The organism is Maritimibacter sp. 55A14, assembly GCF_003122205.1.
Classification (GTDB): Bacteria; Pseudomonadota; Alphaproteobacteria; order Rhodobacterales; family Rhodobacteraceae; genus QEYE01.
On record NZ_QEYE01000005.1, the window covers coordinates 113,938 to 132,013 of the forward strand.

18 protein-coding genes are annotated in these 18,076 nt (G+C 67.2%); 7 read left to right on the forward strand and 11 right to left on the reverse strand.

Annotated elements, in window-relative coordinates; genetic code table 11:
* From DDZ14_RS05965 to coxB, 6 genes are all read right to left on the reverse strand, one after another.
* Entirely contained in the window at positions 1-681 is a 681-nt protein-coding gene (locus DDZ14_RS05965; protein WP_109424033.1) for an SURF1 family protein, read from the reverse strand.
* A gap of 72 nt (positions 682-753) precedes the next feature.
* Complete coding sequence (locus DDZ14_RS05970) at positions 754-1,596, reverse strand: cytochrome c oxidase subunit 3 (protein ID WP_109424034.1); 843 nt, start codon at positions 1,594-1,596, stop codon at positions 754-756.
* A 4-nt stretch (positions 1,597-1,600) separates the two neighbouring features.
* Positions 1,601-2,188, reverse strand: a complete 588-nt coding sequence (locus tag DDZ14_RS05975) for a cytochrome c oxidase assembly protein (RefSeq protein WP_109424035.1) — start codon at positions 2,186-2,188, stop codon at positions 1,601-1,603.
* Entirely contained in the window at positions 2,185-2,370 is a 186-nt protein-coding gene (locus DDZ14_RS05980; RefSeq protein ID WP_109424036.1) for a hypothetical protein, read from the reverse strand. The genes DDZ14_RS05975 and DDZ14_RS05980 overlap by 4 nt, the downstream gene beginning before the upstream one ends.
* Complete coding sequence (gene cyoE / locus DDZ14_RS05985; RefSeq protein ID WP_109424037.1) at positions 2,370-3,323, reverse strand: heme o synthase; 954 nt, start codon at positions 3,321-3,323, stop codon at positions 2,370-2,372. The genes DDZ14_RS05980 and cyoE overlap by 1 nt, the downstream gene beginning before the upstream one ends.
* A 56-nt stretch (positions 3,324-3,379) precedes the next feature.
* Positions 3,380-4,243, reverse strand: a complete 864-nt coding sequence (coxB, locus tag DDZ14_RS05990; protein ID WP_109424038.1) for a cytochrome c oxidase subunit II — start codon at positions 4,241-4,243, stop codon at positions 3,380-3,382.
* Positions 4,244-4,425: 182 nt separating this feature from the next.
* Between coxB and tldD the strand changes: the two genes are divergently transcribed.
* From tldD to topA, 3 genes are all read left to right on the forward strand, one after another.
* Positions 4,426-5,859 (forward strand): metalloprotease TldD, encoded by a 1,434-nt coding sequence (gene tldD / locus DDZ14_RS05995; protein WP_109424039.1) that lies wholly within the window; start codon positions 4,426-4,428, stop codon positions 5,857-5,859.
* A 99-nt stretch (positions 5,860-5,958) separates the two neighbouring features.
* Complete coding sequence (gene dprA / locus DDZ14_RS06000) at positions 5,959-7,110, forward strand: DNA-processing protein DprA (RefSeq protein ID WP_109424040.1); 1,152 nt, start codon at positions 5,959-5,961, stop codon at positions 7,108-7,110.
* A gap of 174 nt (positions 7,111-7,284) precedes the next feature.
* On the forward strand, positions 7,285-9,975 hold the full coding sequence (topA, locus tag DDZ14_RS06005; RefSeq protein ID WP_109424041.1) for a type I DNA topoisomerase: 2,691 nt from the start codon (positions 7,285-7,287) through the stop codon (positions 9,973-9,975).
* 21 nt (positions 9,976-9,996) lie between these two features.
* Here topA and DDZ14_RS06010 read toward each other — a convergent pair whose 3' ends face one another.
* Positions 9,997-10,707: a response regulator gene (locus DDZ14_RS06010; RefSeq protein WP_109424042.1), complete on the reverse strand. Its 711-nt coding sequence runs from the start codon at positions 10,705-10,707 to the stop codon at positions 9,997-9,999.
* Between the two features lie 151 nt (positions 10,708-10,858).
* Here DDZ14_RS06010 and mce point away from each other — a divergent pair, with 151 nt between their 5' ends.
* Complete coding sequence (gene mce / locus DDZ14_RS06015; protein ID WP_109424043.1) at positions 10,859-11,263, forward strand: methylmalonyl-CoA epimerase; 405 nt, start codon at positions 10,859-10,861, stop codon at positions 11,261-11,263.
* Between the two features lie 3 nt (positions 11,264-11,266).
* On the forward strand, positions 11,267-11,545 hold the full coding sequence (locus DDZ14_RS06020; RefSeq protein WP_109424044.1) for a DUF1467 family protein: 279 nt from the start codon (positions 11,267-11,269) through the stop codon (positions 11,543-11,545).
* A 21-nt stretch (positions 11,546-11,566) separates the two neighbouring features.
* Here DDZ14_RS06020 and DDZ14_RS06025 read toward each other — a convergent pair whose 3' ends face one another.
* Together DDZ14_RS06025 and DDZ14_RS06030 are read right to left on the reverse strand one after the other, a co-directional pair.
* Positions 11,567-12,265, reverse strand: coding sequence for an EI24 domain-containing protein (locus DDZ14_RS06025; RefSeq protein WP_109424045.1), 699 nt, complete (start codon positions 12,263-12,265; stop codon positions 11,567-11,569).
* The gene (locus tag DDZ14_RS06030) at positions 12,262-12,840 is read right to left on the reverse strand and encodes a nitroreductase family protein (RefSeq protein WP_109424109.1); all 579 of its coding nucleotides are present in this window, start codon (positions 12,838-12,840) and stop codon (positions 12,262-12,264) included. Before DDZ14_RS06030 ends, DDZ14_RS06025 begins: the two co-directional genes overlap by 4 nt.
* 186 nt (positions 12,841-13,026) lie before the next feature.
* On the opposite strand from DDZ14_RS06030, the gene DDZ14_RS06035 reads away from it, so the two are divergent.
* Complete coding sequence (locus DDZ14_RS06035) at positions 13,027-13,659, forward strand: MT-A70 family methyltransferase (RefSeq protein WP_109424110.1); 633 nt, start codon at positions 13,027-13,029, stop codon at positions 13,657-13,659.
* A gap of 4 nt (positions 13,660-13,663) precedes the next feature.
* Here DDZ14_RS06035 and DDZ14_RS06040 read toward each other — a convergent pair whose 3' ends face one another.
* The gene (locus DDZ14_RS06040) at positions 13,664-14,395 is read right to left on the reverse strand and encodes a BglII/BstYI family type II restriction endonuclease (RefSeq protein WP_109424046.1); all 732 of its coding nucleotides are present in this window, start codon (positions 14,393-14,395) and stop codon (positions 13,664-13,666) included.
* Between the two features lie 5 nt (positions 14,396-14,400).
* On the reverse strand, positions 14,401-16,440 hold the full coding sequence (aspS, locus tag DDZ14_RS06045; protein WP_109424047.1) for an aspartate--tRNA ligase: 2,040 nt from the start codon (positions 16,438-16,440) through the stop codon (positions 14,401-14,403).
* Positions 16,441-16,773: 333 nt separating this feature from the next.
* On the opposite strand from aspS, the gene DDZ14_RS06050 reads away from it, so the two are divergent.
* Positions 16,774-18,024 (forward strand): cyclopropane-fatty-acyl-phospholipid synthase family protein, encoded by a 1,251-nt coding sequence (locus DDZ14_RS06050; RefSeq protein ID WP_109424048.1) that lies wholly within the window; start codon positions 16,774-16,776, stop codon positions 18,022-18,024.
* Positions 18,025-18,076 lie beyond the last annotated feature (52 nt).

Here is an 18,076-nt window from a genome sequence, read left to right on the forward strand (position 1 = left end):
TCAGACGGTTCTCTGTCTGATACGCCACAGGAGATAGAGTGTCATCCCCAACCAGAGCACGGAAAGTGAGAACCATGTGATTGCGTATTCCAGGTGGTCGTTGGCGATGCCCGACATGTCCACCGGCCAGGGCGTGGCGGGTCCGGTGTCGCCGGTTTCGTCGCGCGCGACCAGCAGCACCGGTTCGGTTCCCAGGTGGCGGGCCATCGCGGGCACATCGCGGGCGAACCAGATATTGGCGTCCAGATCGGGCTCCGGCGTGAAGCTGGCGTCGATCTCGTCGGGCCAGTGCAGGTTGCCGGCCACCGTCACGTCGTCCTGGACGGGAAGCGGCGCGTCGCCCCGTGCCTGCGCCACGAAGCCGCGGTCGAGCAGGATGCGCCGGCCGCCGGTCTCGAAGGCCGAGATCAGCCGGTAGCCCGGCCCGACCAGCCTGCGTGAGCCCAGAATGCGAATCGCGCCTTCGCCGATCCGCCCGGACGCGCGGACCGGAAGATAGTTGTGCGCCGCCGCATCCGGCCCGTCGGGCAGCGCCACCGGCGCCGCGGTCATCGCCGCGCGCATCTCCGCCAGCACGCTTTCCTTCCAGGCAAGCCGCTGCATTTGCCAGATGCCCAGCGCCATCAGCACGGCAAAACCCGCCAGCCCGAAGATCGTCGGCAGGATCATCCGCATCCGCATGTCACGCCCCCAATCGAAAAGCGCGGGGCCTGCCGGCCCCGCGCATGAAATTCCCGAGTCCCCGGTGCCGGATCAGCCGCCCCAGACGTAGATCGCGGCGAAGAGGAAGAGCCACACCACATCGACGAAGTGCCAGTACCAGGCGGCGGCCTCGAACCCGATGTGCTGCTGCGGCGTGAAATGGCCGTTCAGAGCCCGCACCAGGCAGACGGTCAGGAAGACCGTGCCGATGATGACATGGGCGCCGTGGAAGCCCGTCGCCATGAAGAAGCTGGCCCCGTAGATATTGCCGGAGAAGCCGAAGGCCGCATGGCTGTATTCATAGGCCTGGAACAGCGTGAAGATCACGCCCAGAACGATCGCCAGGATCAGCCCGTTGGCCAGGTCCTTGCGGTTGTTCTCATGCACCAGCGCGTGGTGCGCCCAGGTCGCCGCCGCGCCCGAGCAGAGCAGGATCAGCGTGTTGATCAGCGGCAGGTGCCAGGGGTCGAATGTCTCGATCCCGGCCGGCGGCCAGACACCGTCCACGCCGGGGCTCAGCCCGTCGGGGTTCATCGGATAGAGCGCGTGCTTGAAGAAGGTCCAGAACCAGGCCGCGAAGAACATCACCTCGGACATGATAAACATGATGAAGCCGTAGCGCAGGCTGATGCGCACCACCGGGGTGTGATCGCCGGCATGGCTTTCGGCCACCACATCCGACCACCAGGCGAACATGACGTAGAGCACCAGAAGCAGCCCGATCAGGAACACCCAGGGATTGGCACCCGGTGTCGCCGGAGCGCCATCAGGCAAGTCCAGCCACTGGAAAAACAGCACCGCGCCGAAGAGCATGGTGAACGCCCCGACCGCGCCCATGAAGGGCCAGATGCTGGGGTTCAGAATGTGGTAGTCGTGGTTCTTTTCATGCGCCATTGGTTTATCCCTCGGTTGGCACGGTCTTTTCAGACTGCTTTTCGTCTTGTTGGAGTCCGGCCTGCGATTGCGGCAGGTCGGTCTCGTGGAAGGTATAGCTCAGCGTGATCGTGTGGGCGTATTTCGCCTCGCGGTCGTCCACGATGCCCGGATCGACATAGAAGCTCACCGGCATCTGCACCCGCTCGCCGGGCTCCAGAACCTGCTCGGTGAAGCAGAAACACTCGATCTTGGAGAAGTAGTAGCCCGCCGAGAAGGGCGCGACATTGTAACTCGCGGTGCCCGCGACGCGGCGGTCGGTGGGGTTGTAGGCCTCGTAGAAGGCCAGCCCCTCCTCGCCGATTTTCAGGGTCATTTCCTTTTGCATCGGACGGAATTGCCAGGGCATGCCGCTTTCCAGCGAGGCGTCGAAGCGCACGGTGATCGTCTGGTCCAGCGCCTTTTCCGGGGCCGCCACCGCGGTGTTGGTCTCCCCGCCGTAGCCGGTGACGCGGCAGAACCAGTTATAGAGTGGCACCGCCGCCGCCGAGAGCGAGCCCATCACCGCCAGGACGGCGAGAAGCGAGTAGACGGTCTTCCTCTGCCCGGTCATTTGTCCTGCTCCGCAAGCGAAGGGCGGATGGTGTGATCGAAGGCTTCCATCATCTGCCCGCTCGACAGTTTCGCGATGGTGATGCCGAAGACGATCAGCACGAAGGCGCCCAGCACGAGACCGACGCCCAGATTGCGCGACCGCCGCCGCGTGTGAAGCTCATGGTCCCGGCCGAGCGCCATCACCAGCCCTCCACCAGCGTGACGCCCGCGCGGTCGAGGCCCGCTTCGGCCATCAGCGCCAGGAAATGCAGGAAGAGATAATAGAGCGACTGCCGGAAGAAGCGCTTCTCGGCGCGGTAGCCATCGGCCCCGGCCTGCACTTCGTCGCGCCGCCAGAGCCGGAGCGCGCCAAGCACGAAGCGCGCGTTGAGAACCAGCGCCGTGGCCAGGAAAACCGGCCCGCCGATGGCGCTGAAGGCGATGCCCAGCGCGAGCGCCGCCAGCAGGAGCGTGTAAACCAGCACTTGCCGCCGGGTCACCCTGCGGCCATGAGTGACAGTCAGCATCGGCACGCCGGCCTTGGAATAGTCATCCTTCATGAACAGCGCGAGCGCCCAGAAATGCGGCGGCGTCCATATGAAGATGAGCGCAAACATCAACGCCGCCTCCAGGCTGACATGGCCGGTGGCCACGACCCAGCCGATCATCGGCGGAAACGCCCCGGCGGCACCGCCGATGACGATGTTCTGCGGCGTCGCGCGCTTCAGCCACATGGTATAGATCACGGCGTAGAAGAAGATGGTGAAGGCCAGCAGCGCCGCGGCCATCGGGTTGGCGGAAAGCCCCAGCATCATCACCGACAGGATCGACAGGCCCAGCCCGACATCGCGGGCGGCCTCGCCGCTGATGCGTCCGGCGGGCACGGGGCGGCGCGCCGTGCGTTTCATCACCGCGTCGATATCCGCGTCCCACCACATGTTGAGCGCGCCCGACGCGCCTGCGCCGATGGCGATGAAGAGGATCGACGCCGCCGCCAGCAACGGATGGACCGCCACCGGCGCGACGAAAAGCCCGGCCAGCGCGGTGAAGACGACCAGCGACATCACCCGCGGCTTCAGGAGCGCGAAATAGTCGCCGAACTGCGCTTCCTGCGCGCCCGCGGCCGTGCCCTGAATGGTGCTCGTATCGCTCATCTGTCCTCCGGGTCAGGCGGCTTGCCGGAAACGGCCCGGACCGCCGGACGGCCGTCTCAGTCGTTCGCCGCCACCTTGACGCTGGCCGCGCCGTCGCCGTACTTGGCCATCGCCGTTTCGCGCCAGGCGTCATATTGTTCCTGGCTGACCACCTTGACGGTAATCGGCATGTAGGAATGGTCCTTGCCGCACAACTCCGAGCACTGGCCGAAATAGACGCCCTCGCGTTCCGGCTTGAACCACAACTCCGCCAGGCGGCCCGGCACGGCGTCCTGCTTTACGCCGAAGGCGGGGACGGTCCAGGCATGGATCACGTCGGCGCCGGTGACCTGAACCACCACGGTCTTGTTGACCGGCAACACCACGGCGGTATCGGTCGCCAGCAGGTACTCGTCCTCGGCAAAGCCGTATTCGGCCAGGTCTTCCTTGGCCAGCATGAAGCTGGAGAAGCCGAAATCATCGTCCACATATTCGTAGTCCCAATACCACTGGTTTCCGATTGCCTTGATGGTGATGTCGGCCTCGGGAATTATCTGCTGCTTGAACAGGACCGGCAGCGAAAAGGCGCCGATGAAAACCAGGATCAGGATCGGCACCAGGGTCCATGTCACCTCGATCAACGAATGGTGCGTGAAGCTCGCCGGATTGGGGTTGGCGCGGCGGTTGTAGCGCAGGATCACGATGGCGATCAGCAGCAGAACGAAAAGGCAGATCGGCGTGATGATCCACAGCAGCATACCGTCGAGCCAGTGCAGATCGCGCGCAATCTCGGTCGCCGCTGGCTGGAAGCCGATGCCTTTCGGATGCGGCTTGCCCACCGTCTCCAGACCCTCGAACGTCTCCTGAGCGTGGGCCATGCCGGTGACGAGGCTGGCCGATGCGGCGGCGGTCAGGCCGGATAGAAGGGAAGTCAGTTTCATCGCGTTTTGTCCTGTCTTGCATCGCGGCTGTCTGGCCGGTTGCGGGCCCCGGCGCCGCGCGCACGGAATCCCCGTTGTGTCCGCTTTCTGAAAAACCATATTAGGGACATGGAGACAAGGCGTTCCTGCCCTCCGGTTTGATCTATGTCAAATCAGCCATCCTGTTGTGAAGAAAGGGAAAGATGCCCCAGACAGCCGAAACTGAGACATTTCGTCCCTTCCGCGACGCGCTCGACGAGGGGCGTGCCGCGGCCATTCTGCGCGATGCGGTGGCCGGCGCCGATGATGGGGAGCTGTTCCTGGAACGCCGCCGGTCGGAGCATCTGGCCTTCGACGACGGCCGCCTGAAGACTGCGAGTTTCGACGCCTCCGAGGGGTTCGGCCTGCGCGCCGTGCGGGGTGAGGCCGCCGGCTACGCGCATTCCACCGAGATATCCGAGCGCGCCCTGACCCGCGCGGCCGAGACCGCGCGCCTGGCGGTCGGCGCGGGCGGCGGGCGGCTCGCCCCGCCGCCGCCGGCCACCAACCGGCATCTCTATTCCGATGCCGACCCGATGGCCGATGCCGCCTTCCCCGCCAAGGTCGAGACCCTGCGCGAGATGGACGCCTTCCTGCGCGATCTCGACCCGCGGGTGGTGCAGGTCTCGGCCAGCCTCGCGGCCTCGCTTCAGGAGGTGCATATCCTGCGCCCCGAGGGCGGCCATGTCCGCGACACGCGCCCGATGGCGCGGCTCAACCTGTCGGTCATCGTGGAGGAGAACGGCCGGCGCGAGAGCGGCAGCGCCGGCGGCGGCGGGCGCTTCGGGCTGGCCGGGCTGATCGCGCCGGATCATTGGCAGGGGATCGCGCGCGAGGCGCTGCGCATCGCGCTGGTCAACCTGCGCGCCGAACCCGCCCCGGCGGGCGTGATGGACGTGGTGCTGGGTGCGGGCTGGCCCGGCATTCTGCTGCACGAGGCGATCGGCCACGGGCTGGAGGGCGATTTCAACCGCAAGAAGACCTCGGCCTTCGCCGGGCTGATGGGCAGCCGGATCGCGGCGAAGGGCGTGACTGTGCTCGACGACGGCACCCTGCCCGACCGGCGCGGCTCGCTGAGCGTGGACGACGAGGGCACGCCCTCGCGGCGCAACGTGTTGATCGAGGACGGGGTTCTGGTGGGTTATATGCAGGACCGGCAGAACGCCCGGCTGATGGGCGTTGAGCCCACCGGCAACGGCCGCCGCGAAAGCTTCGCCCATACCCCGATGCCGCGGATGACCAACACCTACATGCTGGGCGGCGAGGCCACCCGCGACGAGGTTCTGGCGGAGTTGAAGGACGGGATCTATGCGGTCGGCTTCGGCGGTGGCCAGGTGGACATCACCAACGGAAAGTTCGTCTTCTCCTGCACCGAGGCCTACCGGGTGCAGAACGGCAAAGTGGGCGCGCCGGTCAGGGGTGCGACGCTGATCGGCGACGGCGCGACCGCGTTGCAGCAGATCCGCGCCATCGGCAGCGATATGGCGCTCGATCCCGGCATCGGCAATTGCGGCAAGGCCGGACAATGGGTGCCGGTGGGCGTGGGCCAGCCGACGCTGCTGATCGGCGGGCTGACTGTGGGCGGCGCGGCGGCATGACGTCAGGCGCGCCGCGCCTGACCGTCCCGCCGGTGTCCGATTCACGATGCGTTAACCGACTCGCGGCAATCCTGTCTTCCGACCCTGGAGACAGAAGACATGCCAAAACCGATCCCGCCCGGCACCGCCGAGGGCCGCATCGCCTGGCTGCGCCTGATCCGCTCACGCCGGGTGGGACCGCAGACCTTCCAGCGCCTGATGGCCGAACATGGCGACGCCGAGGCCGCGCTCGACGCGCTGCCTGCCGTGGCCGCGGATGCGGGCATGGACCGCTACACCCCCTGCCCCGCCGACGCCGCCCGCCGCGAGTTCGAGGCCGGGATGCGCTGCGGCGCGCGGCTGCTCTGCCTGGGTGAGCCCGACTATCCCGCCGCGCTGGCCGATATCGCCGACGCGCCGCCGGTGCTCTGGGCACTGGGCCATGTGGGGCTGGCGCGCCGGCCGATGGTGGCGCTGGTGGGCGCGCGCAACGCCTCGAGCCTGGGGACGCGGATGGCGCGGTCGCTGGCCGCGGGACTGGCGGAGGCCGGTTTCGTCACCGTCTCCGGGCTGGCGCGCGGTATCGACACGGCCGCGCATCTGGCCAGCCTGAAGACCGGGACCGTGGCCGTCATGGCCGGCGGGGTGGACCAGATCTATCCGGTCGAGAATACCGGGCTCGCCGCCGATATCGCGCGCGACGGGCTGCGCCTGTCGGAACGCCCGGTCGGCTATCACCCGCAGGCGCGCGACTTCCCGCGCCGCAACCGCATCGTGTCGGGCCTGGCGCAAGGGATCGTCGTGGTCGAGGGCGCCGCCCGGTCGGGCAGCCTGATCACTGCGCGCACCGCGCTCGACCAGGGGCGCGAGGTGATGGCCGTGCCCGGACACCCGATGGACGCGCGCGGCGCCGGCTGCAACATGCTGATCCGCGACGGCGCGACTCTGGTGCGCAACGCCGGCGACGTGGCCGAAGCGCTGGCCCGGATCGCACCCGAGGCGCTGGCGCCCGCTGTGCCGGAACCCGCGCGGCAGGCTCCCGCCGCCGCGCGGCAGGTCGCGCCGCAGAGCCCGGCCCGGCCCGGCCCGGGCGGCGGCGCCGACATGGGCAGGCGCATCCTGGCGCTGCTCAGCGCCACGCCGATCCCCGAGGATCAGCTTATCCGCGACCTCGCGCTGCCCGCCCGCGACGTGGCCCGCGAACTGGTCACACTGGAACTCGACGGCAAGGTTGCGCGGCGCGCCGGCGGGATGCTGGCGTTGGCGGTCTGACACCCTCGGCGGCCCCGCGGGCGGCCATGTCCGCGCCGGCACCCGACGCGCGGGCGGACCGCCCCGGACCGGCCGGCCAAATGGCAGGCGGCGCGCAAGTGCCATTGACAATCCCCCCAAAGACGCCATTTTCGCCCGCCACGGGTCCCCACCTGAACAGATGAGGTTTGCTGCATGCCAGTCGTTGTCGTCGAATCCCCCGCAAAAGCGAAGACGATCAACAAGTATCTGGGCAGCGACTACACCGTTCTGGCCTCCTACGGCCATGTCCGCGACCTACCACCCAAGGACGGATCGGTCGATCCCGAACACGGTTTCGACATGAAATGGGAGATCGGCCGCGACAGCGCGAAACATGTGCGCGCCATCGCCGAGGCGCTCAAGAACGACCCCAACCTGATCCTCGCCACCGACCCCGACCGCGAGGGCGAGGCGATTTCCTGGCACCTGGAGGAGGCGCTGCGCAAGCGCAAGGCGCTCAAGAAGGACACGCCCGTCTCGCGCGTGGTGTTCAACGCGATCACGGAATCCGCCGTGACCGAGGCGATGAAGAACCCGCGCCAGATCGACGCGCCGCTGGTGGAAGCCTATCTGGCGCGCCGGGCGCTTGATTATCTGGTGGGCTTCAACCTCTCGCCGGTGCTCTGGCGCAAGCTGCCGGGGTCGAAATCGGCGGGCCGGGTGCAATCGGTCTGCCTGCGGCTGATCGTCGAGCGCGAGATGGAGATCGAGGCGTTCAACCCGAAGGAATACTGGTCGGTCGCCGCGACGCTGCGCACCCCGCGCGGCCAGGATTACGAGGCCCGCCTGGTCACGCTGGCCGGCAGGAAGCTGGAGAAATTCGACATCGCCAGCCGCGAGTCGGCGGAACTGGCCGTGCAGGCGGTCACCTCGCGCGCGCTCTCCGTCACCTCGGTGGAGGCCAAGCCGGGCAGCCGCAACCCCGCCGCGCCCTTCATGACCTCGACGCTCCAGCAGGAGGCCAGCCGCAAGTTCGGCATGGGCGCCAAGCAGGCGATGTCGGCGGCGCAGCGGCTCTATGAGGCCGGCTACATCACCTATATGCGGACCGACGGCATCGACATGGCGCCCGAGGCAGTGATGGCCGCGCGCGACGCCATCAAGGCGCGCTGGGGCGACAGCTACCTGCCCAAATCGCCGCGCATGTACAAGAACAAGGCCAAGAACGCGCAGGAAGCGCATGAATGCATCCGCCCCACCGACATGGACCGCGACCCGTCGAAGCTGGCGCGGCTGGAGAGCGACCAGCGCAAGCTCTACGACCTGATCTGGAAGCGCAGCATCGCCAGCCAGATGGAGGCCGCGAGGCTGGAACGCACCACGGTGGAGGTCGGCTCGGACGACGGCCAGGTCGGGCTGCGCGCGACCGGGCAGGTGGTGCTCTTCGACGGGTTCATGAAGGTCTACGAGGAAGGCCGCGACGATGCGGGCGGCGATGACGACCGGCGCCTGCCGCAGATCGCGCAGGGCGACCCGGCGCCGCTGGTCGCGGGCGGCCAGCGCGCAGCCTTCGCGAAGCTCACCGAGGGCGGTGAGGCAGTCGTCGAGACCGAAAGCGAGTTGCGGCGGGAGCCCAACGCGGTGCTGGCCGGCGAGGACGCGGTGCTGGCCCAGCAGCATTTCACCCAGCCGCCGCCGCGTTATACCGAGGCGACGCTGGTCAAGAGGATGGAGGAGCTGGGCATCGGCCGGCCCTCGACCTATGCCTCGATCGTCACCACGATCCAGGACCGCGGCTATGTCACGAAGGAGAAGAACCGCCTGATCCCCGAGGACAAGGGGCGGCTGGTGACGATCTTCCTGATCAATTATTTCCGCAAATACGTGGGCTACGACTTTACCGCGGAACTCGAAGAGGACCTGGACCGCGTCTCGGCCGGCGACAAGGACTGGAAGGAGGTTCTGGACCGCTTCTGGCGCGATTTCTCCGCCGCGATCGCGGAGACGTCTGAGCTGCGCATCACCGAGGTGCTGGAGACCATCAACGAGGTGCTGGCCCCGCATCTCTTCCCACCGCGCGAGGATGGCGGCGATCCGCGGCTCTGCCCGCATTGCGGCGCCGGGCGGCTGAGCCTGAAGACGGCGCGCTCGGGCGGTGCCTTCATCGGCTGCTCGAACTATCCCGAATGCCGCTACACGCGGCCGCTCTCGGTACCCGGCGGCGAGGATGACGGGGCGATCGGCCCGGACGGCAAGCTGCTTGGCCATGACGAGAACGGCCTGCCCGTGTCGCTGCGCAAGGGCCGCTTCGGGCCATATGTGCAGCGTGGCGAGGCCAGCGAGGAAGATCCCAAACCGCCGCGCGCCTCGCTCCCCAAGGGCGTCGAGACCGATGCCGTCGACCTGGCCTACGCGCTGAAGTTGCTCGACCTGCCTCGCGCGATCGGTCCGCACCCGGATGACGGCGAGCCGGTGGAGGCCGGGATCGGGCGCTACGGGCCCTATGTGCGGCACGGCAAGACTTATGCCAACCTGCCCGAAACGGCCGAGGTCTTCACCGTGGGCATGAACCGCGCAGTGGAGCTTCTGGCGCAGAAGGCCGCGCGCGGCGGGCGCGGACGGGCGTCGGCGGCGCCGCTGCGCGAGTTGGGCGAGCACCCGTCCGAAGGCGGTCCGGTCAATGTCATGGACGGCCGCTACGGGCCTTATGTGAAATGGGGCAAGATCAACGCGACCCTGCCGAAGGAGACCGACCCCGCCGCCGTCACCATGGACGAGGCCGTGGCGCTGATCGCCGAGAAGGCGGCCAAGGGCGGCAAGGGCGGGCGCGGCGCGAAGTCGGGCGCGAAATCCGGGGCGAAGTCAGGCGCGAAATCCGCCCCACGCAAGCGCAAGACCGGCTGACGGGCCGACCCGCCCACGCCGTCAGATTGACGCCTGGGACATCAACCGTTCCGAAATATCCGCGCGCAGCCTGCGCAGCGCGGCGCCGCGCGGCGTGCCCGATTGCACCTGCGCCTCCGCCGTGCGGGTGCTGAACTGAAGCGTCACGTCGCCAGCCGCCCCGGCCACACTGCGCAGGAATTGCAGGGTATAGGCCAACTCACGCGGGGTGCCGCCGGCCAGACGCCGGGCCGCCTGTTCCAGATCCTCGCGATAGGTCAGCCCTTCCGGACAGACCCGCCCCTTCGGAACCGGGCGTGGCCCCGCCGGCGCCGCCGCGCCCGGCAGCCGCGACAACACCGCCTGCTGGAATCCGGCGATCCCCGCCAGGGGCTTGGCCAGGAACCCGTCGGCACCGGCCGCGATGGCCAGGTGGCTGGCCGCGTCTTCGCCGCTTGTGGCCAGGATCACCGGCACGCGCGGCGTGGCACTGTCCATCTCGGCAATGAGATCGAGGCCCGAGCCGTCGGGCAGCCCCAGATCGACGATCGCCACCGCGGGAAAGTATGTCCCCAGATGCCGGCGCGCGGCCTTCAGGCAATCGGCCCGGCGGATGCGCGCGCCGCTGGCCAGGCAGAGCAGACGCACGGCCTCGGACGCGAAGCGGCTGTCCTCGACCAGGAGAACGGTGAGCCCGGCGAGCGGGCGCGCAGCGTTGGCCCGCGGGCGGTGGAATTCGGGAAAGTCATCCATGATCCGGATCCTTTTGAAGCGTGTTCGTGGCATCAGCCTCACCCGGTCATGCCTAATGCCGCGTTAACGGAGCGCCTGCGGCCAATCCCCGCCTTGCCCGCGCCCCGCGAGCGGGCTAGATCGGCGCCATGTCCAGCCTAGGGAGATCCCGATGATCGGCCGCCTCAACCACGTCGCCATCGCCGTGCCAGACCTCGAAGCCGCCAGCGCGCAGTATCGCGACACGCTGGGCGCCCGCGTCGGCACGCCGCAGGACGAACCCGAACACGGTGTCACGGTCGTCTTCATCGAACTGCCCAACACCAAGATCGAGCTTTTGCACCCGCTGGGCGAGGCGAGCCCGATCAAGGGCTTCCTCGAGAAAAACCCTGCGGGCGGCATCCACCACATCTGCTACGAGGTCGAGGATATCCGCGCCGCGCGCGACCGGCTGCTGGCGGCGGGCGCCCGCGTGCTGGGCTCGGGCGAGCCCAGGACCGGGGCGCATGGCAAGCCGGTGCTGTTCCTGCATCCCAAGGATTTCACCGGCACGCTGGTCGAACTGGAGGAGGTCTGAGCCATGACCATCACCGGCGCAATCGTGCTTTTCGCGGTGATATGGTTCCTGTGCCTCTTCATCGCGCTGCAGGTCCGAATCACCAGCCAGTCCGAGGATGGCCATGTGGAGCCGGGCACCCCGGCCTCGGCCCCGGCGCACATCGACATGAAGCGCCGCTTCCTGTGGGTGACGGCCGTGACGGTAGTGCTCTGGGCAATCGCCTGCGCGGTGATCATGGCCGAGATCATCACGATCCAGGATATCGACGTCTTCGGCCGCTACGGCGACGGCCACTACTGACCGGGCCGCGCTCCCGCAGCGTCAGGGCCGGTCGTCGCCCACCAATGCGTGGTAGATATGGGTGAAGGCCGCCACGCCCACCAGTGGCACGATCAGGTTGAGCACCGGCACGGTCAGCGGGATCGCCATAAGGACGCCTGCCGCCCAGATCGACACCATGTGCTTGCGGCGCAGCGCGCGCGCCGCGCGTTCGCCCAGCCGCCGGATCGCGACGAGCTGGAAATACTCCACCCCCAGCAGATAGCCGTTGACCAGCCAGAAGATCACCGGGGCCAGCACCGTGGAGAGCAGATAGATGATCAGCGCCACCGCATTGGCGGCCAGCATGATCAGCAGGAAGCGCAGCGCATCCCGGATCTGGTCGCCCAGCGGCGCGCCCCCGGCGGGTGGCAGATGGGCATAGTGGCGCGCCTCCACCGCGTCGGCCACCTGGTCGAGAAATATTCCCGTGAAGGCCGCCGCGACCGGCACCATCAGGAAGACCGAGAGCAGCGTGACCCCCAGCACCGCCGCGCCCGAAAGCAGATCGTCGACAAAGGTGATCTCGCCGATCCAGGGCAATGTGAAACTCTCCGGCGTGAGCCACTGCACCAGCCCGACAAAGCCCGCATAGAAGCCGATCAGCAGCAGCAGCGTCAGCCCCAGTCCGCGCAGCAGAACGCCCCGGAACCGCGGGTCTCCGATCTGCGACAATGCCTTCGCGATTGACTTGAAGATCATTCACTAACCCATTGTGTTATTGATTCGATATCCGGGCGCGGGCGATCCGGCGGGGTGGCGGTCCGGGTCCCGATATGGATGAAACCCGCGACAAACTCATGCCCGGCCAGCGCCAGGCCCTCGGTCAGGAAGTCCCGGTCCGTGGCGGGCCAGCCGGTCAGCCAGTTGGCGCCCCAGCCCGCCGCCAGCGCCGCGTTGAGCGCCGCCAGGCAGACCGCACCGGCCGAGAGCGTCTGCTCCAGTTCGGGGATCTTCCCGGACGGCTTGGCCGAGGCGACCACCGCCACCGCCAGATGCGCTTCGGCGAATTGCGCGCGGAGCTTGGCCAGCTTCTCGGGCTCCTCGCCGCGCGCCCTGCCCCGCCGCTCCGCCAGTGCCGCGAGCCGGGTCAGCGCGGCGCGCTCCAGCACGATGAAGCGCCAGGGTTCCAGCTTGCCGTGGTCGGGGCTGCGCGCGGCGGCCCGCAGGATCGGCGCGAGTGCGGCGCGATCCGGCACCGGCAGGCCCAGCGTTCTGGCCGGGTGGGACCGGCGCGTCAGCAGGAAGTCGAGCACTTCCGGGCGTGGCTCTGGCATGGGCGCGCGCGCCTCCTTGCGGCTGGAATCCGCATTGGTGTCGACGCTGGCGCGCCCGCTGTCAACCATCGGCGCCGGCCACGGACCCGGTCGCGGCGCCGACAGGCCAGATGTTTATTGCCCATTCATGTTTGTTCGCGTATTGTTCCAATTGAACCAGCGCAGGAATTCCTCAATATGTTGGATATGACACATCCCGCCGCGCAAGACCTGTCCGAATTCCTGGGCGATCGCCGGTTCGGTACGGTTCTGGCCGACCCGCCCTGGCGGTTCACCAACCGCACCGGAAAGGTTGCGCCGGAGCACAAGCGGCTCGCACGCTATCCCACTCTGACGCTTGAAGAGATATGCGCGCTGCCGGTGGCCGACCACCTGGATGACCGCGCGCATTGCTATCTCTGGGTGCCCAACGCGCTGCTGCCCGACGGGCTGCGGGTGCTGGACGCCTGGGGATTCGAGTACAAGTCGAACATCATCTGGCACAAGATCCGCAAGGATGGCGGGTCGGACGGGCGCGGCGTGGGTTTCTATTTCCGCAACGTGACCGAGGTGATCCTGTTCGGCACCCGCGGCAAGAATGCCCGCACGCTGGCCGCCGGACGCCGGCAGGTGAACATGATCGCCTCCCGCAAGCAGGAACATTCCCGCAAGCCCGACGAGCAGTACAAACTGATCGAGGAGTGTTCCTGGGGCCCCTATCTGGAGCTTTTCGGCCGCGGCATCCGTGAAGGCTGGACGGTCTGGGGCAACCAGGCGGACGCCGATTACAAGCCCGACTGGAAGACCTATTCCTACAATTCGGGGCTGGCGGCGGAGTAGCCGCTCAGTCCACCAGCAGCCGGTCGGGCATGCCGATCAGGAGCAGCGGACAGGGATTGCCGACGCCGCGCGTAACGCGGTCCTCCAGCTTCGCCCAATGGGTGGTGGCGGCGCCGAACTTGTCGGCCACGAACTTGCGCGCGAAGGCATCGGTAAAGCTCGTCCCCATCGCTACCTGACGCGCGATCGCGCGACGCTGCGCGGGCGTGCGCGCGGCGATGCCCAGACGCTCCACATCGGCCTCGCTCAGCAGCCCGTTACCGCGCATCCAGGCGCTGATGCGGCCCAGGAACGCCTCCTGCATTGACCGGCCGCGCGTGACGATGACGCCCAGGCTGATCGCCGATTGCGCGTGCAGGCGCTGGAAATTTTCCAGGTCGCGGTCGAAGAACGGATCCTTGTTGTTCCACTCGATCTCCAGCGCCAGCGTGCCATTGGCGGCGAAGCGCACGTGATCGACCTCGTGGCTGATCGCCTCGCGCTCGCGCCCGTCGACGATGGTCTGCACGGTGAAGCTGTGCTTGGCCCAGCCGGCATCCGCCAGCGCGTGGCGCAGGCGCTGGGTCTGGCCGCTCTCCCCGCCGCCGCCGCCGATCAGTTCGGCCATGCGGATGCGGTAACTGGCCAGTGCCTCGACCAGCACCCGCAACTCGTCGGAAAAGTCGAAGGACAGGATCGCCTCGGCATGGTTCTTGGCGAGCACGTCGAACCCGCCCTGCCGAAGCGTATCCAGCATCCCTGTCACTCCTGCGGGATCACCCGCAGCCCCAGTTCGCGCAACTGCTCGTTGGTGGGCTCGGAGGGCGCGCTCATCATCAGGTCCTCGGCGCGCTGGTTCATCGGGAACATGATGACCTCGCGGATATTGGCCTCGTCGGCCAGCAGCATCACGATGCGGTCGATGCCCGCCGCGCAGCCCCCGTGCGGCGGCGCGCCGAAGCGGAAGGCATTGACCATGCCGCCGAAACGCTTGCGCACCTCGTCCTCGCCATAGCCCGCAAGCTCGAAGGCCTTGAACATGATCTCGGGGCGGTGGTTGCGGATCGCGCCCGACAGGATCTCGTAGCCGTTGCAGGACAGGTCGTACTGGTAGCCCTTGACCGCCAGCGGGTCGCCCGACAGCGCCTCCATCCCGCCCTGCGGCATCGAGAAGGGGTTGTGGCTGAAATCCACCGCGCCGGTTTCCGGATCGGCCTCGTACATCGGGAAATCGACGACCCAGGCCAGGGCGAACCGGTCGGCATCGGTGAGGTTCAGCTCCTCGCCGATCACGTTGCGCGCCTTGCCCGCCACGGTCTCGAAGGCCTGCGGCTTGCCGCCCAGGAAAAAGGCCGCATCGCCGACGCCGAGGCCAAGCTGCTGGCGGATCGCCTCGGTCCGCTCGGGGCCGATGTTCTTCGCGAGGGGGCCTGCGGCTTCAATCCCCGGCTCCCATTTTTCGACCAGTGAGACCAGTTTTTTGTATTCTTGGGTCGTATCAGCATTCTGTAGCACGTCTTGCATTTGCTCCAAGAAGTCCGCTTGATTCGAGTGCATTTCCGCTCGCTCACGAACCTTTTCTGTAAGCTCTTCAAGTCTCTGTAATAGTTTAAGAAAACCTGGGTCCTTGTGGCCCTCCTTTGGGTAGCTCTTGATGATCTCAAGAAGTCGATCCCCTTCAGCGACGACTTCCTCGTACTCCTTTTCACCCTCTTTGGCGGGGCGCCAGAAGATATACCCCATCCCCGGCAAGCCCTCTTTCTGGGCGAAGGCGTTCATCCGGTCGCAGAACTTGCGCGACCCGCCCGTGGGCGCGGGGATGGCGCGGATTTGGGTGCCCTCCTGCTCCAGCAGACGCGCGAAGATCGCGAAGCCCGACCCGCGGAAATGCTCGCTCACATCCTGCATCCTGATCGGGTTGCGCATGTCCGGCTTGTCGGTCCCGTACCAGAGCGCCGCATCGGCATAGCTGATCTGCGGCCAGTCGGTATCGACCTTGCGGCCGTCGCCGAATTCCTCGAACACGCCCTGCACCACCGGCTTGATCGTGTCGAACACGTCCTGCTGGGTGACGAAGCTCATCTCCATGTCGAGCTGGTAGAAATCGGTGGGCGAACGGTCGGCGCGCGGGTCCTCGTCGCGGAAGCACGGCGCGATCTGGAAATACTTGTCATAGCCCGAGACCATGATGAGCTGCTTGAACTGCTGGGGCGCCTGCGGCAGCGCGTAGAAGCGGCCCGGATGCAGCCGCGAGGGCACCAGGAAGTCGCGCGCGCCCTCGGGGCTCGACGCGGTGATGACCGGGGTCTGGAACTCGCGGAAGCCCTGATCCCACATCCGCTTGCGCATCGAGGCCACCACGTCGGAGCGCAGCTTCATGTTGCGTTGCAGCTTCTCGCGCCGCAGGTCCAGGTAGCGGTAGCGCAGGCGCGTCTCCTCCGGGTATTCCTGATCGCCGAAGACCATCAGCGGCAGTTCCTCGGCGGCGCCCAGCACCTCGATCTCGCGGATGAAGACCTCGATCTCGCCTGTGGGGATCTTGGGGTTCACCAGATCGGGCGCACGCGCCTTCACCTCGCCGTCGATACGAATGCAGTATTCGGATCGCACGCGCTCCACCTCGGCAAAGGCGGCGCTGTCGGGATCGGCAAGGATCTGCGTCATCCCGTAATGGTCGCGCAGGTCGATGAAGAGGATGCCGCCATGGTCGCGCACCCGGTGGACCCAGCCCGACAGGCGCACGGTCTCGCCCACATGGGATTTGTTCAGATCGGCGCAGGTGTGGCTGCGGTAGGCGTGCATGTCGGACCTCTCGGGGGCGGGTGAATTGCGCGGCAGGTACACCCCGCAATGGCCCGGAAGTCAAGGGCGCGCAGGCGCGCGTGCGGCCCCGCGCGGGGCCCCACGCGCTCGTCTCCCGTTCGGGGCGCGCGTCGCGATGGCCCCGGCCAATACCAAAAGCGGCCGCGCAGCCCCTCCGCACCGGCCTGCCCGGCGCCCGGCGTCAGAGCAGATCAGCATTACATCTGCCTCTGCTCATTGACAGAATCCCGCCGGTCTTCTCGATGAGTCTGGACAGATGCGCCAATTCTTCCCAATATGTCAGTCAGCATGACCGAAGAGGGAGGGCGCGCAATGTGGCAATGGCTGCTTGTGAAGATTCTGAACTCGCTGATCCGCAAGGACGCTCTGGCTGTGCGCATGCCCGACGGAACGCTGCATCGTTTCGGCGCGGACGGCGCGGAGCCCGTGACCATCCACATCCATGACATGGACACCGTGCGGCGGCTGGTGCTCAACCCCGATCTGGCGGTGGGGGAGGCCTATATGGACGGCCGCATGACCATCGACGATGACGAGTTGCACCGGTTCCTGCGGCTGGCCACGCGCAACGCGGATGCCAGCGCCGGCTCGACCCTGCGCGGTATCATGGTTTTCATGCGGATGCTCGCGCGCAACTTCGCGCAATACAACCCGATGGGCCGCGCCCGTGCGAACGCATCGCATCACTACGACCTGTCGGGCGAGCTTTACGATTTATTCCTCGACGCCGACAAACAGTATAGCTGCGCCTATTTTCGAAGCCCAAACAACAGTTTGGAGCAGGCGCAGGCCGACAAGAAGGCGCATATCGCGCGCAAGCTGCTGCTGGAACCGGGCCAGAGCGTTCTGGATATCGGCTGCGGCTGGGGCGGCATGGGCCTGACGCTGGCGCGCGACTTCGGCGCGCGGGTGACGGGTGTCACGCTCTCGACCGAGCAGCAGGCAGTCGCCCGCCGACGGGCGAAATCCGAGGGGCTGGAAGACCGGGCGGAGTTCCACCTGATGGATTACCGCGAGGTGACGGGCCGTTTCGACCGGATCGTGTCGGTGGGCATGTTCGAGCATGTCGGCGTGCCGCATTACCGCGAGTATTTCCGCAACGTGCGCGAGCGGCTCGCCGAGGACGGTGTGGCGCTCATCCACACGATCGGGCGCTCCACCCCGCCGGGCTTCACCAATCCCTGGATCACCAGGTACATCTTCCCCGGCGGCTATGTCCCCGCCATGTCCGAGGCGATGGAGGCGATCCAGAAGGAAGGGCTGATCGTTGCGGATGTCGAGGTGCTTCGGCTGCATTACGCCGATACGCTGCGCCACTGGTACAACCGTTTCATGGCCAATATCGACCGCGCGCGGGAGATTTATGACGACCGGTTCTGCCGCATGTGGCGCTATTACCTGGCGGCCTCCGAGGTGGGCTTCCGCGAAGGCGTGCAGGTGGTGTTCCAGTTCCAGCTTTGCCGCAAGGTCGATGCGGTCCCGCTGACCCGCGACTATCTATATTCGGGGCCGCCATCGGCCAGGAAGAAGCCCAAACCCGCCCGCGACAGGCAGACCGCCTGACACCGCCGGGGTGGTCACTTTTGCGACAGGCGGGCGCGCCGAGGTCTGGACA